This window comes from uncultured Campylobacter sp. (assembly GCF_938030145.1).
Taxonomy (GTDB): Bacteria; Campylobacterota; Campylobacteria; order Campylobacterales; family Campylobacteraceae; genus Campylobacter_B.
The window spans coordinates 1-13,551 of sequence record NZ_CALHGM010000033.1 but is presented as its reverse complement, the minus strand read 5'-3'; the positions used below and the strand labels follow the sequence as shown (position 1 = coordinate 13,551).

Sequence of the window (13,551 nt, the reverse complement as noted above, 5' to 3'; positions counted from 1 at the left end):
GCCGCCTACATATATTTTTCTAAAACGCGCGGGATTTCGATGCTGCCGTCCTTGCGCTGGTAGTTTTCCATCACCGCGATCAGCGTGCGACCGACCGCGAGCGAGGAGCCGTTTAGCGTGTGAACGAGGCTGTTTTTCTTGCCGTCTTTGAAGCGGATCTTGGCTCTGCGCGCCTGAAAATCGCGACAGTTGCTGATCGAGCTGATCTCTCGGTATTGGTTCTGCCCCGGTAGCCAAACCTCCAAATCCACGGTCTTTGCGGCGCTAAAGCCAAGATCGCCGCTGCAAAGCAGCATGTGTCTGTGCGGAAGACCAAGGCTGCTTAGCATATCGCTCGCGCATGAAATCATCTCCTCAAGCATCTTTGCGCTATCTTCGGGGCGCGTGATGGCGACGAGCTCGACCTTTTCGAACTGGTGCTGGCGGATCATGCCGCGCGTATCGCGCCCCGCCGAGCCCGCTTCCTTGCGAAAGCAGTGGCTGTAGCTGGTGAGCTTGATCGGCAGCTCCTCGCTGCGTAAAATTTCATCGTTAAAGAGATTCGTCGCCGTAACCTCGCTCGTAGGGATGAGGTAGAGGTTTTGCTCCTCGTCGTCAACGCGGTAGAGGTCGTCTTTAAATTTAGGCAGCTGACCCGTGCCGTAGAGGATCTGATCGCGCACCAAAAACGGCATATTTACGAGCTCGAAACCGCGCGAGTTGTTAAATTCAATCATGTAATTGATGAGAGCCATATTCAGTTTTGCGCCAAGACCTCGGATCGCGGTAAAGCGGCTACCGCTGAGTTTGACGCCGCGCTCGAAATCAAGCCATCCCAGCCCCTCGCCGAGCTCGAAGTGCTGCTTGGGCGCGAAGTCGAACGTGCGCGGATCAAGTACCTTTTTGATACAGACGTTTTCGTTCTCGTCCGCACCGATCGGTACGTCGTCGTCGATGATATTCGGTACGCACGCGGCGATCGCTTCTAAGCTTTGTTCGCGCTCATTTACGAGCTCGCTTAGGTTTTGGATCTTTTGCTTGTTTTCCTCAAGCTGAGATTTTAGCGCGCCTACGTCTTTGCCCTCGCGCGCGGCGAGGCCGAGCTCCTTGCTCTTTGCATTTTGCACGGCTTGGAGGTTTTCAAGATCGCTCTTTTTGGATTTTAGCTCGTTGTAGGCATCCAGTAGCGATTGCAGAGTTTGCGGCGGGACTTTTTTGGCGATGAGTTTTTTATTAAATTCGTCGAAATTCGTCTCGATAAGTTTTAAATTTATCATTTTCTGCCTCTTTTTGGTAATTTAAATTGCGACATTTTAACTAAAGTTTGCTTTAAATACTCAAAATAAACCCACATTTAAGCAATACGGATGAAAAAAAGTGATACAATTCCGTAATATTTTATTATGAAAGGTATTACATGAAGGCAAAATTTGCTTTTTTGGGAATTTTTGCGGCGAGCCTTGCATTCGCGCATTTTGGCGTTCTTACAACGGATAAAAATGTCGTAGAGGATCAAAAAGATGCTACTTTAAAGCTAAATTTGGAATTCTCCCATCCGTTTTTACAGGAGTCTATGAATCTACAAAAGCCTGCAGAATTCGGCGTTTTTATTGACGGCGAGAAAAAATCGCTCCTAGGCAGCCTAAAAGAGCAGAAAAAGAGTGAAAATTCCTATTTCACGGCGGAATTTAAAGCTGACAAGCCATCGCTTTTAGCGTTTTATTTCGATCCGAAACCCTATGCCGAGCCGGCTGAGCGCAAGATGATCCGCCATATCACCAAAACCTACGTCGATGCTTACGGCGCGGGCGAAGGCTGGGATAAGCCGCTCGGGCTAGAGGCAGAGATCGTACCGCTAGTGCGGCCTTATGCGCTGTATGCGGGCGAGATATTTAGCGGAGTTTTTTTATTGCACGGAAGGCCCGTCCCAGGCGCGGACGTGGAGATCGAGCTATATAACGATAAAGGCTACAAAGCCCCTAGCGAGGCGCATGTCACGCAGGTCGTTAAAACCAACGGCGCGGGCGAGTTTAGCTTCGTGATGCCGGTTGCCGGCTGGTGGGGCTTTGCGGCTCTTAGCGAGGAGGAAGCCGCCAAAGGAAGCGAGCAGCCCGTAAATGAGCTGGGAGCCGTGCTTTGGATCAAGGCAGACGAGCTGAAAAAATAGGGGAGCGGCTCGGTGAGATCTCTTTTTTCGGGCGAAATTTGCGCGGCTGCGGATAAATTTAAATTTACGGTTGAGCAGGGCTTTGAAATTTTATTTTCGCGCGTTTTGCTTTTGGGTGTAGAATTTCCAGCGAATTTTGCGGATAAAATTTTAAATGACAAAATTTCGCCGAGTAAAATTTTAAGTAACGAAGCTCTGCTGCGTGGAATTTTGCTCGGTAGGAATCCGCTCTTAGTAGCTTCGAGTCGTAAAATTTCACATCCGTGGATTTACGAGCGTAAAATACCCGCGCGCAAAATTTCGTTTTTTGAAATTTTGCAAGCCCTGCCTTTTAAAATTTCGCAAGCTCTGTTTTGCCGCGCGAGCACTGCGCCGAGATCGATCAGGGCTTTAAATTTTGCGTCGCAAAATCCGCTTGTCGCTCTTACAAAAGTAGCGAGCGAAAATTCTTGCGCCATGCGAGCTGTAAAATTTATCAAATTTACTGGTTCCGCAAGCAGCTCTGAGACCGCTCCGAGTCTTGCGCTGACAGCCGCCGCAGATAGGACGCAAGCTGTGAGTTTTACAGCCGCAAATTTTGCCGCGGCAAAAGCCGTAAAAGCAAGATCTGTAGCAATCAAAGCGATTATCGCAAAGGTCGCAAATGCCTTAAATTTATCTAGCTCCTGCATTTTTGCGCGTCTAAAAAACAGGGGCGATTTAAAGGAGGCGAGCCGTGCACATTAGCGAAGGAGTTTTGAGCGCGCCCGTGCTACTCGCAGGCTGGGCGGTTACGGCGCCTGCGGTAGCGGCGATTTTATGGCGCGTAAGGCAGTCTGAGATCCCTAGGATCGCATGTTTTAGCGCGCTGTTTTTCGTCGCCTCTTTCGTGCACCTGCCCGTGGGCGTCAGCTCCATGCACCTGATGCTAAGCGGGCTCGTGGGCGCATTTTTGGGCTCGCGCGCGATCTTGGCGATTTTCGTCGCGCTGTTTTTGCAAGGGGTGTTTTTCGGCTTCGGAGGGCTTAGCGTGCTCGGCGTAAATACCGCAGTCATCGGCTTTCCGGCGGTTTTGGGCGGGCTCTTTGCCGCCGCCTCAAAAGCGCAAGAGCTAAAAGCGCGCACGCAAAAAATTTATCTATTTTTGGCGGGTTTCGTGCCGATCGTCTGCTCGATGCTGCTTCTTGATCTCGTGCTTTTCATCAGCGGACGGGAGTTTTTTGCTATCGCGACGCTCATCTCGCTCGAAGGCGCAATTCTAGCTGTTTTGGAAGGAATCATCACCCTTTTTGCGCTTAGCTTTATTGCGAAATTTTACGGCGGACAGAGACGATGAGAACGCTATTTTTCTTAGCGGTTTTGAGCTCCTTCGCATTTTCGCATGCGCTTCATCTTTTTGCGACTCAAGAGGGCGATAAGGTGGAGATTTATAGCTATTTTTATAAAAATTCTCCCTGCATGGATTGCGAAGTTTTAATTAGCGCGGACGGGCGCGAAATTTTGCGCACTAGGACCGATAAAGAGGGACTTGCGAGTATACGAATACCCGCTAAAAATTTTACTATTCAAATTTACGGAGGTGCAGGGCACGGCGCGCAGATGGAATTTAGCGCCGAGGACTTTACGCCGCAGAATTCCGGTGATCCTGAAAATTCCACGCCACAAAATTCTGACGTTTCTAAAAATCCTGTGCCGCAAAATTTGAATGCCGCTAAAAATTCTGCGTCCGAAGGCAGCGCGCCCGAAAATATCGCGCCGAAAGCTAGTACGCCTGAAAATAAAATTTCAAGCGCTTCCGAGCCTTTGGAAAATTCCGCCTCGCAAAGCATCTCGCCGAAAGAAAGCTCTAAGAGCGATATTAGGAGCATGGCGTTTCAAAGCCAGTCCGCTGAGGCGCCTAAAATCGCGCTTTGTTTGGCCTTGATTTTCGGCTTTTTTGCTTTGATGTGGCTAGCGAAAAGAGCGCGCAAATGAGCCCCGCCGTATCACTGCTCGCGTTTTTTATATTCAGCTTCGGCGTCGGACTTAGCGGGCAGCTTTACGCAGCGTTTTTTGCCCCGCCGCTACTTCTTTTTGCGCTTAAAATTTCGATTGCGCGTGCGGTCTGCACAAGGCTTGCAGTATTAAATATCTTTGCTATTTTAAGCGCGTTAAGCCCCGCCATAGTCGGCAACTACGAGCTTGCGGGTGTGATATTTTTGCGCGCGAATTTGATAATGGCGTTTGCGATTTTGCTATTTTACGGCAAGGATGAATATTTTTTCGCGCGCGGATTTTACGGGCTTGGGCTCGGCGAAAAGCTAAGCTCTTTGGTGTATTGCTGCGGGCGATTCGTAAATTTTTTACGCTCGGATCTGGCGAGACTGCAAGCTCTTTTGCGGATGCGCGGATTTGTGGGGACGAGCGGAATTTTCACCTATAAAATTTATGCAAATTTAGTGGGAATTTTAGCGATTTCGGCGCTTGAGCAAGCAAGAAATTTAAGCCTGGTGATGAGCGCGCGAGGCTTTTGCGGTAGGCTATTTTACGAACGTCACGATGGTTTGGGCGTCTCGGAGGCCTCATTTTTGGCGTTCGTACTGGCGTGCGTATCTGTTAAAATCGGAGCTATCTTATGAGCTGTTCGCTTAAGGCGTATGGAATAAGTGCTAAAAACGGCGAGCGAGAAATTTTTCGCGGCGTAAATTTGAGCGTAGGGCATAAGGAAAAAGTGGCGATCTTGGGCGCGAACGGGCAGGGCAAGACGAGCCTGCTTCAAATTTTAGGCGGCCTAAGGCAATGGGACGAGGGCGAAATCGAGCTTTTCGGTGAGAAGCTCGAGTGTGTGGAGGATTTTGTAAAATTTCGCCACGAGATCGGGTTTTTATTTCAAAACAGCGACGATCAATTCTTATGCGCGAGCGTGTTTGAGGACGTCGCATTTAGCCTGCGTGCGCAAAATGAGCGGTTAAAACGAGCACGAAATGTGGAGCAAAGGCGTGGAATTTTTTCTAAATTTTTTGGTCGTAAGGCGGAAATTTTAAGGCAGGGCAGCAAAAACGACCATCTAAAAAAGCTTGAAATTTTAAGCGAAGAGCAGATCGAGCGCAAGGCGCTAGAGACGCTACGGCGCTTGGGAATCGAACATCTGCGCGAGCGAGTGCCCTTTCATCTAAGCGGCGGCGAGAAAAAGCTGGTGGCGCTTGCGGGCGCGCTGGTGTGCGAGCCTAGGATACTGCTACTGGACGAGCCTACGACGGCGCTTGATGAAGCGATGCAGGAGCGTGTGGCGGGGATTTTGGCGGAGCTTGACGTAAGCGAGATCATCGTCTCGCACGATAAAAACTTCATCGATAAAATCGCGGATAAAATCTATTATTTGAAATCAGATGGGCTGTATGAAAGTCCATGATAAAATCATAGATAAATTTATCGTTTAAAATCAGGGAGCTTGTATAAGTCCATAATGGCGACCCTTGCGGGATTTGAACCACGCGTTTTCGCACTGAGAATGCAACGTCCTGAGCCACTAGACGAAAAGGTCAAGGAACCGCATTATAGCGACAAAAACAAAATTTTAGATAAAATACTAAATGTGGTGTCTTAATATGACGGTAAAATTTTTTGGAATTTTAAAAAAACGACACAGTGCTTATTGAACTACGTTATTTAGATTAAAATTTAAAGGTGCGATGGATGTAATTTTAATTTTAGTCAATCGCACTTATTTTCGAGATAAATTTAGGATGTAAGATTTATAATCTATCTGAATTTATATACAAGGTGAAGCCTAGCCTATCTTTTCCATCGCTTTGTTTTTAAATGCTACGGGATTGGTGATATACGGGAAGCTAACCGCCGTGCCGCCGGTACCTCGCACCACTACGGTACCGCAGCCAAAAATTCGCCCAAGGACGCCTTGCGCCACAGATAGGCTCTCGATTTTCTCGTATTTCAGCTCTACGGTGTCGCGACTGACAAAGCCCGCTTTACCGATTATACGCTGATTTGTAATGGCAAGCTCGTTTGTTTTAAAAACAATCAATCCTTTAAGCAACGCCAGTATAAAAACTCCAAATAATATGACGAAAATTTCGTGATCGCCTTTGCTAAATATAAGCAACGCAATGATTAAAAAAACGATAGCGGGAATGAAAACTGCCCAGTGAATTTTAGCTTTCGCAACTATCTCTTCGCCTTTTAGAAGGTTAGACTCCTATGTAACCCATGAAATATCCTTTAAAAGAAATTAGGATTTGAATTATACCCCCCCCCATTAATCTCGGCTTAAATTTCATACAGTGAGTCGTGTAATGGCGCGGATTGGACGATCGGAATTTGAGCGTAAATTTAGATTAAATTTTACTTTGTCGGCTGCGAAATTCGGTGCAAAATTTATAGCTAAATTCTGCAAAGAAGGCTTTTAAAATTGTAAATTTAGCGGCGCGAAACTGCCCCGCTCGCGGCCTGGCGATCGCCCTGTGCTGCATAAATTTTATCGAAGCCCCGAGGCTTAGTGAAGCTCGCGGGGTAAATTTTATAAATACGCTAAATTTTATCGCAATACATTTGAAATTTTTAGCGGGCGATATACAAACTCGCTGCGCTTGAAGCACGCCCTTGCATATAGAATTTATTAGCGCAAAGTACGAAAATCGGCTAGCGTGCGCAACGGTGCGAAATTAAAATTTAAGCTTGCTAGCCTAAATTTGAAATTTTTATAGCCGCCCGCTCTAAAATCCGAGCGCTTTTTGAATCGCGAGCGTCTGCGCTACGACGCGCTCTAGCTGCTGCAAATTTAGCATATTCGGCCCATCCGAAAGCGCTTTAGCGGGATCAGGGTGCGTTTCGTAAAAAAAGCCGTCCACGCCCACGGCCGCCGCCGCTCGCGCGAGATACGGCACGAAGCGCGAGTCGCCGCCGCTCTTAGCGCCGATACTAGGCATCTGCACGCTGTGCGTCGCGTCGAAAATGACCGGTGCAAACTCGCGCATAATCGGCAGCGAGCGCATATCGACGATCAAATTTCCGTAGCCGAAAGTGCTGCCGCGCTCGGTGAGCCAGACGCCGTAACGGCGCGCCAGATCGTGCATCCCTTCGCCGCTCGGCTGTGAGGCGCTTTGCGCGGCACTTATCGAGCCGTCTTGCGCGTTGCAAGTATGAGATAAGTTTGGCTGTGAGGCGCTTTGCGCTTCGTTATCGCTTTGTGCGGCACAAGGCATCGCCGTACCTTTAGCGGCATTTTCGGCACCGCTTTTAGCGCCGCAAGTATGAATAAAATTTTGTGCGTCCTGACCGGTACTGCAAGAATTTTGAGCGCCTAGCGCCGAAGATCCGCTATCTGTATTACTTTGAGCGCCGTTTTGCGCGCCGCAAATTTCGGCATCATCGGAGCAGGCGCTGTTTTGAGCGGTGTTTGTATTGTTGGATACCGCGCCGTTTTGCGGAGTATAAGCCCGCGCGCTGCGGGTTTGCAGCACCTTTTCGACGCTGTGTTTCATCGCCTGCGGCGATAAAAACTGACCTTTTTTGATATTTATTACCGCCTGTGTATTAGCTGCGGCGACGAGCAGATCGGTTTGGCGGCACAAAAACGCGGGTATTTGCAGCACGTCGGCGACGCGCGCGACGGGCTCTGCCTGGTAGCTTTCGTGGATGTCGGTTAAAATTTTATAGCCGAATTTTTCCTTTACTTCGGCTAAAATTTCGCAGCCTCCCTGCAATCCCGGACCGCGGAAGCTTGAGATGCTGGTGCGGTTGGCTTTATCGAAGCTGCTTTTAAAGTAAAATTCCACCCCGTCCATTTCGTTAAATTTGCGTAAACTTTCCGCGACTTTCATTATCAGCTCGCGACTTTCGATCACGCAGGGTCCTGCGATCAGTATCATGAAATATCCTTTTTTAAAATTTGCGCGATTTTAGCGAAATTTTACTAACTCTTAATAGGGCTTACCGAAAAATTTCTCATAATGTTCGTAAAAGCGCTTGTAGTAAGGGTTTGAGTAGCGTTTACGCATGCCGTAGTTGTAGCACTCGATCGTGTCTTTGATATTTTTATTTTTGGCGTTCCAGCATTTGCGCAGGATTTTGGCGCATTTGGTGAGGTTGTACATCGGGTTGAATATATAATCGATCTCATTTTGACTAAAATTTACGGCGTTTAGCTGTCCAAGCCCCACGTCGATGCTAAAGCCGTCCTCGTACAGATACTTGGCGATCTGCACGGCGTAAATTTCGTTTGCCGGTATGATCGTAACGACCCATTTGCTGGAATTTAGGCTGTAGTTGCTCGTCTTGATGCGGATATTTTGATTGCGCAGGCCCGCAAAATAATCGGCATTTGCTTTGTTCGTCAAAAAGGAGATCGTGTAGGGCTCGAAGTCGCTTTCGATTTTGACGATGGTGTAGAGGATCTCGGGCTTCACCCCTTCGTTTTGCGCTACTGCGGCGATGGCGTTTACGATCTCGTTCGGCGAGTAAGCGGGGGCTTGAAGCGCTAAAAACAGGGCGAAAAGCAACTTTTTCATCTAAATTTACCGAGCCTTTGATAAAATTTTATGTCGCAAGTATAGCACAATTTCAGTCTTTTCATCATTGTTTAAGTGAAAATTAATCGTATTAGATATATAATTACATTTCTTTTTTAAACCCAAATGGTCGCTTAGCTCAGCTGGTAGAGCGCCACCCTTACAAGGTGGATGTCGCAGGTTCGATCCCTACAGCGACCACCATTTTGAAATCCTTGGATTTCATACTTCTTTAGCACTTGCACCGCAAGTGTGATTTTTGGTGCGACGGTAGTTCAGCTGGTTAGAATGCCGCCCTGTCACGGCGGAGGTCGTGGGTTCGAGCCCCATTCGTCGCGCCACTTCTTAGGATGTCTTGCTAGCTCAGTAGGTAGAGCATCTCACTTTTAATGAGGGGGTCGTTGGTTCGAATCCAACGCAGGACACCACTTTATATTACTAATTAAATCGCAAATTCTATGATTGATCGGTTATATCTAAAAAACCAAAAATAAGTAAGGATATAAAATGAAATTTTTTCTCATCATACTTAGTATATTTCTTTGTATTTATATTGTTCTTTCGGTGCTAAGTTTTTCACCTTGTGATATTAACGATATGTTGAGGCAAAACTACAATCGTATGGAGCAAAAATGCAGATTAAAATTGATACGACGAGCTAATAATGGCAACAGCGGGGCATATAGGCGACTTTTCTATTTTTATGAGCGATATTTTTTAGATAGATATTGTATAGATCAAAAGGCGCAGCAAGAATTAGACAAAGAGGAACTAAATTTTATTAAAAAATTTCATTCCGGGAATTTAGATCTATGCACAAATAACGACTTTATAGTTGGTTTATTAAAAAAGTGCGTTTTGAGGGAGGGAAATTTCACATTATGTACCGAGCGGATCGGAAAGGAAAAAGAGATTAACATGGATGAAGTCATGCATCTATATTACGCGGATAAAAAACCAAAAGAATAAGAGCTTTCATGAAAAATAAGATTTACTTTATTGCCGCCGTTATAATATTATTTGCGTGGATATTTTATCTATATAAAGAGCAAAGCGCCTCTTGCGATATAAAAGATCTTTTTATGGGCGATACCGAAATAACAAAAGAGTGCAGAATTGCTATAATAAGGCAATTTGAAAAGAATGGTAACCCGCGCGCATATAAGCGATTGAGTTTGGTTTATGGAAAAATTTTAAGCGAAAGACCGACAGAAGAGGTTTTAGATGAGCTAGATCAAGAAGAGATAGAATTTTTGAAAAAATTGTATCCTGATTCAGAAATTCTATCTAAAGAGCTATCAAATAGAAAATAATAGATTTTTATAAACGCAAATTCGCCATAAAGATGGCTAAATTTAATGAATAAATGAAAAAGGACGGTGATTAATGGACTTAGAGTTTTTATACCAAAATTCAACGAATTCTGATAAATTTAGCATCAATTCGTTTGTCGGAAAGTTTATCTATCAAAAATCTTGGTCGGATTGCGACTATTGGGAGTTAGATAAAACTTTAATGCAGATTTTGAGCTTTTATCATAAAAAAACGCTTCCAAGAGAAATTTTCATCGCAATACTAGCGATATTTAATGATGTTATCGGCATGGAGGACAAATCGGAAATTTATGTAAGCAATATATTGTGTGCGAAAAACAGCGACGGCGTAGTGCCTAGCATATATGATAGATTTGAAAGATTAAAGGTTCTATGCAACAGCATCGTATTCAAAGAAAAGCTTGACAATAACGGTTTTTGGTATGTTCCAAAGGATTAATACAATGAATCTTGTAAATTTTTATCGAAATACCGCATTTGATGATAGATATGATGCAAATTCGTTCATAGGTATGATTTTAGATAATAATCTATGGTCCGATGACGAATATTGGAAATTGGAAGCCGATTTAAAAAAGATTTTGCGGCATTATAAAAACAAAGAGTTGGACCCAGAAATAATGCAAGGCATTATTTCTATCTCTAATGATATATTTCTAAACGGAAGTTGGCGCGACGTAGATATAGACGCAAAAAGCGAATGTTTTAAAACGTATAAATATCAAGAAGATACAAAGCCGAATATTTTCGATAGATTTCGCCGTATAAAAAGCCTATTGATGGCGGTTGCATCGGGGGATGAGAATTTTTATAAAATCAAATTTTTCTATGAAAATTAATATAAATGATCTTTGCTTCGCAAATATGGTGTATAATTTAGCAAAAGCAAAAATTACGGTGGATAGAGACGAAAGGGCATAAAATGACATATATAAAAACATACCCCGATACGGTAGAGATGAGCGATTTTTTTGGTTTTTACCCGGATGAAATAGATAGCGATATTGGAAAATATACGTTCGAAATAGACGGGCTAATATTTACATATTGTATAGTCGAGGGATGGGTGGAAATTACTATAAAAGCAGGCAGGGAGACAGCTGTGGAATTTACCGCCGAATGCATCGAGTCCTTAAACATCAGAAGAAATAAAGATGGCGAATTTATAGAAATAGGACAAAATTTTGCTATAGACATAATGGTGCAGATAGAACTGTATATAAGACCGAAAATTTTATTAAAATATGTGAGTTTAGAATGCTAGACGAAACCCATATCCCAATAAAAGGAAACCCAAATGCAAATTAATGGAAAAGAGATATTCTATAAAGGTGGGCTTATGTTTTATCTGTGGCGAATGGCTTCTTTGGAATATCAGGATAAATATCTTGTGCACACTACAGATGAAGATTGCGAAAATCCTAAGGAGATGGTATATTTTTTATGTGATTCCTGCGCTAATGCCCTATTGGAGGAATTTGAATTTTATTTCTTGTCATACGAAAGGGATGCACTAAGAGAGCTTAAGTCTCTTATTCTTAAAAACTTTAAGGACGATAGATCGTTATACGTAGATGATTATGAATATTTGGTCTATCACAATAAGTCCTGGATAGAGGTCAGGGAGTTGGCCTTAAAAACAATCAAAATTTTCGGATATGATTTAGATGACTTCAACTACGACTAAAAGCCTTATAAGGATAAAATAGAATATGTATAAGCAAATAAAAGAGCTGCTAGAAAAGAGCGGCATAGAATTGAGCGATGGTTTGAAAGAGAGCGAAATAGACAAAATAGAGCAAATTTATGAGTTTAAATTTCCAAAAAGTCTAAGAGGCTTCTTATCATATACATTGCCTATTTCGGTAGAATTTTATAATTGGAGAGACTTTAGCGATGAAAATATAAAGGAGATAAAGCAGGCTATGAACTACGTCTTTGAATATTTAAAAAACGATCCTATTGATGAAATTTTTCCAAATGAGGGCTATTGGAATACGCAAAAATGGGGTCCGATGCCCGAAGACCAATCTCGCAAGCGAGCCATTATACTAGAAGCAGCCAAAATAGCGCCTAAGATTATACCTATATATTCTCATAGGTATATGCCGTGTATTAAATTACCGGATCCACCGGTCTTATCTATATACTATACCGACGTCATCTATTATGGGAAAAATTTATATGACTACTTTTTGAGGGAATTTAGCAAAAATCCTCTTGAGCCGGTCGGAAAATGCCCGTATGTGCCTTTTTGGTCTGATTTGTACTAAAATTTAATAAAGGCGAGTTTGCGTTAATTTACGTTTGTTTGATTTTTAGAATTTTAAGAAAATATGCGTTAGCATAGTTGGGGTGAGGAAAAATGATAGAAGTAGTGATTGACTTTGACGAGTTGCAAAAATACAGAAGATATATTGATGAGTGGCATAATTATTGCCCCAAAGAAATAGAGCATAAGTTATACTCCTATCTATCTGAAAAGTTGGCCTTGCCGCTGCGTATCGGCCCTGATGCATTCGCGGACTTCTTTTGGTTTCTACGATTTAAAGAATGGAAAGACTACAGCGAGGAAGAATGGGAGCAATACGAAGATAAGGACGAATGGGAAAGCTATAGCGAATACATCGAAGAAAAAGAAGAAAACTCGAGATATGGGTTAAAAAATAAGCAGGGCGTTCGAGACGATTTAAAGCTAATTTTCTTACATTTTGATGCATTCAAGAAAAAATACAGCGATCTGGCTAGGCAGTTGCTAGACGTGATACAATTTACGCTCTCAGAAACCGCTAAATACCCAGATCACGATGACTTGCTTGATATTCAAATAGAAATTCGAAGCTAGAAGATTATGAGGTAGCAGTGATAAATAAATTTAAGGAAAGTGGCGAATGAGATATGGCGATCCGATATTTTTAAATTTGTTCTGTAATTACGAAGATAAATTTGCCGGAGTCGGTCGGTACGACTTTGTAATTTATTTGGAAGAGCTGGTTAAGGCTGGAGAATATGGTATAGCGCTGGAAGATTTTTTGGTTCAAATGTATGAATATGATATAAAAATTTCTTCTAACGACTTAACAATTATAAAAAATTTATGCGAAGGCGTGAATATAGGTAGTGATTTATGGTCAGTTCTAAGCATTAGAGCGGCGGGCGATTAAAAATATACCGAAAGAGGGTCAATGATAGAGGAATATATAAAAATAATAGAGGATTTTTTGCAAAACAGAATCGACGTATTTGAATTCGAAAAGATATATTGGGATAAATTTATGAATGATAAAAATTTCCCTGATGAATATTATGAGCCACTAAACAGGCTTCTTACCGATATCGATGAATTCGAACCAGACGAAGAGTTGAGGGGTGATGATACGGTAGGCGATTCATTAAGTGAAGAGGATCTAAGGGAGTGCGCGAAAAAGGCTTTAAAACAAATTACGCTTTTAAAATAGTAGTTTTATAAAATGATAATTTCTGCGAGAATTTTAAAAATATATTACGATATAATGCTGGCAAACCCACATTCCAATAAAAGGAAACCCAAATGCAAATTAACGGAAAAGAGATATTTGAGAAAGGC

General features: G+C 43.4%; 20 protein-coding genes, 4 tRNA genes and 1 pseudogene. 19 read left to right on the top strand and 6 right to left on the bottom strand.

The window, feature by feature from the left end:
• Positions 1-5: 5 nt before the first annotated feature.
• Entirely contained in the window at positions 6-1,256 is a 1,251-nt protein-coding gene (gene serS / locus Q0323_RS07195) for a serine--tRNA ligase (RefSeq protein ID WP_298053014.1), read from the bottom strand.
• A 140-nt stretch (positions 1,257-1,396) separates the two neighbouring features.
• Here serS and Q0323_RS07190 point away from each other — a divergent pair, with 140 nt between their 5' ends.
• The 6 genes from Q0323_RS07190 to Q0323_RS07165 are packed head-to-tail and all read left to right on the top strand — an operon-like array spanning position 1,397 to position 5,516.
• Positions 1,397-2,146, top strand: a complete 750-nt coding sequence (locus tag Q0323_RS07190) for a DUF4198 domain-containing protein (RefSeq protein WP_298053013.1) — start codon at positions 1,397-1,399, stop codon at positions 2,144-2,146.
• A 12-nt stretch (positions 2,147-2,158) separates the two neighbouring features.
• Entirely contained in the window at positions 2,159-2,872 is a 714-nt protein-coding gene (locus Q0323_RS07185) for a hypothetical protein (RefSeq protein WP_298053010.1), read from the top strand.
• Complete coding sequence (gene cbiM / locus Q0323_RS07180; protein ID WP_297882115.1) at positions 2,862-3,461, top strand: cobalt transporter CbiM; 600 nt, start codon at positions 2,862-2,864, stop codon at positions 3,459-3,461. Before Q0323_RS07185 ends, cbiM begins: the two co-directional genes overlap by 11 nt.
• Positions 3,458-4,099 carry a hypothetical protein gene (locus tag Q0323_RS07175; protein WP_298053009.1) on the top strand — a complete coding sequence of 214 codons (642 nt, stop codon included), beginning with the start codon at positions 3,458-3,460 and terminating at the stop codon, positions 4,097-4,099. Before cbiM ends, Q0323_RS07175 begins: the two co-directional genes overlap by 4 nt.
• Positions 4,096-4,743 carry an energy-coupling factor transporter transmembrane component T gene (locus Q0323_RS07170; protein ID WP_298053008.1) on the top strand — a complete coding sequence of 216 codons (648 nt, stop codon included), beginning with the start codon at positions 4,096-4,098 and terminating at the stop codon, positions 4,741-4,743. Before Q0323_RS07175 ends, Q0323_RS07170 begins: the two co-directional genes overlap by 4 nt.
• Complete coding sequence (locus Q0323_RS07165) at positions 4,740-5,516, top strand: ABC transporter ATP-binding protein (RefSeq protein WP_298053006.1); 777 nt, start codon at positions 4,740-4,742, stop codon at positions 5,514-5,516. Before Q0323_RS07170 ends, Q0323_RS07165 begins: the two co-directional genes overlap by 4 nt.
• A gap of 55 nt (positions 5,517-5,571) precedes the next feature.
• On the opposite strand, the gene Q0323_RS07160 is transcribed toward Q0323_RS07165, so the two are convergent.
• The 5 genes and pseudogenes from Q0323_RS07160 to Q0323_RS07140 form a co-directional block, all read right to left on the bottom strand.
• A tRNA-Glu gene (locus Q0323_RS07160) sits at positions 5,572-5,648 on the bottom strand.
• 246 nt (positions 5,649-5,894) lie between these two features.
• Positions 5,895-6,227 carry a PH domain-containing protein gene (locus tag Q0323_RS07155; RefSeq protein ID WP_298053002.1) on the bottom strand — a complete coding sequence of 111 codons (333 nt, stop codon included), beginning with the start codon at positions 6,225-6,227 and terminating at the stop codon, positions 5,895-5,897.
• A gap of 610 nt (positions 6,228-6,837) precedes the next feature.
• On the bottom strand, positions 6,838-7,326 hold the full coding sequence (locus Q0323_RS07150; protein WP_298053164.1) for a hypothetical protein: 489 nt from the start codon (positions 7,324-7,326) through the stop codon (positions 6,838-6,840).
• Between the two features lie 243 nt (positions 7,327-7,569).
• A pseudogene (locus Q0323_RS07145) lies at positions 7,570-7,992 on the bottom strand (3-deoxy-8-phosphooctulonate synthase); the annotation flags it as partial.
• Between the two features lie 51 nt (positions 7,993-8,043).
• Positions 8,044-8,631 carry a transglycosylase SLT domain-containing protein gene (locus Q0323_RS07140; protein ID WP_298053000.1) on the bottom strand — a complete coding sequence of 196 codons (588 nt, stop codon included), beginning with the start codon at positions 8,629-8,631 and terminating at the stop codon, positions 8,044-8,046.
• Positions 8,632-8,759: 128 nt separating this feature from the next.
• Here Q0323_RS07140 and Q0323_RS07135 point away from each other — a divergent pair.
• The 13 genes from Q0323_RS07135 (at position 8,760) to Q0323_RS07075 (ending at position 13,423) form a co-directional block, all read left to right on the top strand.
• A tRNA-Val gene (locus tag Q0323_RS07135) sits at positions 8,760-8,835 on the top strand.
• A gap of 60 nt (positions 8,836-8,895) precedes the next feature.
• Positions 8,896-8,972 (top strand) — tRNA-Asp (locus Q0323_RS07130).
• Positions 8,973-8,983: 11 nt separating this feature from the next.
• Positions 8,984-9,059, top strand: a tRNA-Lys gene (locus tag Q0323_RS07125).
• A 79-nt stretch (positions 9,060-9,138) separates the two neighbouring features.
• A complete protein-coding gene (locus tag Q0323_RS07120; protein WP_298052999.1) occupies positions 9,139-9,600 on the top strand; it encodes a hypothetical protein in 462 nt (153 codons plus the stop codon).
• Positions 9,601-9,608: 8 nt separating this feature from the next.
• Positions 9,609-9,944, top strand: a complete 336-nt coding sequence (locus tag Q0323_RS07115) for a hypothetical protein (RefSeq protein WP_298052997.1) — start codon at positions 9,609-9,611, stop codon at positions 9,942-9,944.
• Positions 9,945-10,017: 73 nt separating this feature from the next.
• The gene (locus Q0323_RS07110; protein WP_298052995.1) at positions 10,018-10,404 is read left to right on the top strand and encodes an Imm41 family immunity protein; all 387 of its coding nucleotides are present in this window, start codon (positions 10,018-10,020) and stop codon (positions 10,402-10,404) included.
• Between the two features lie 4 nt (positions 10,405-10,408).
• Positions 10,409-10,804 (top strand): Imm41 family immunity protein, encoded by a 396-nt coding sequence (locus Q0323_RS07105; protein ID WP_298052993.1) that lies wholly within the window; start codon positions 10,409-10,411, stop codon positions 10,802-10,804.
• Positions 10,805-10,887: 83 nt separating this feature from the next.
• Positions 10,888-11,229: a hypothetical protein gene (locus tag Q0323_RS07100; RefSeq protein WP_298052991.1), complete on the top strand. Its 342-nt coding sequence runs from the start codon at positions 10,888-10,890 to the stop codon at positions 11,227-11,229.
• 126 nt (positions 11,230-11,355) lie between these two features.
• The gene (locus Q0323_RS07095) at positions 11,356-11,652 is read left to right on the top strand and encodes a phytanoyl-CoA dioxygenase (protein ID WP_298052989.1); all 297 of its coding nucleotides are present in this window, start codon (positions 11,356-11,358) and stop codon (positions 11,650-11,652) included.
• A 25-nt stretch (positions 11,653-11,677) separates the two neighbouring features.
• Positions 11,678-12,238, top strand: a complete 561-nt coding sequence (locus Q0323_RS07090; protein WP_298052988.1) for a hypothetical protein — start codon at positions 11,678-11,680, stop codon at positions 12,236-12,238.
• 92 nt (positions 12,239-12,330) lie between these two features.
• Complete coding sequence (locus Q0323_RS07085) at positions 12,331-12,810, top strand: hypothetical protein (RefSeq protein WP_298052986.1); 480 nt, start codon at positions 12,331-12,333, stop codon at positions 12,808-12,810.
• Between the two features lie 46 nt (positions 12,811-12,856).
• Positions 12,857-13,129 carry a hypothetical protein gene (locus Q0323_RS07080; protein ID WP_298052983.1) on the top strand — a complete coding sequence of 91 codons (273 nt, stop codon included), beginning with the start codon at positions 12,857-12,859 and terminating at the stop codon, positions 13,127-13,129.
• 21 nt (positions 13,130-13,150) lie between these two features.
• The gene (locus Q0323_RS07075; protein ID WP_297922149.1) at positions 13,151-13,423 is read left to right on the top strand and encodes a colicin immunity domain-containing protein; all 273 of its coding nucleotides are present in this window, start codon (positions 13,151-13,153) and stop codon (positions 13,421-13,423) included.
• The last annotated feature ends 128 nt before the right edge of the window (positions 13,424-13,551 follow it).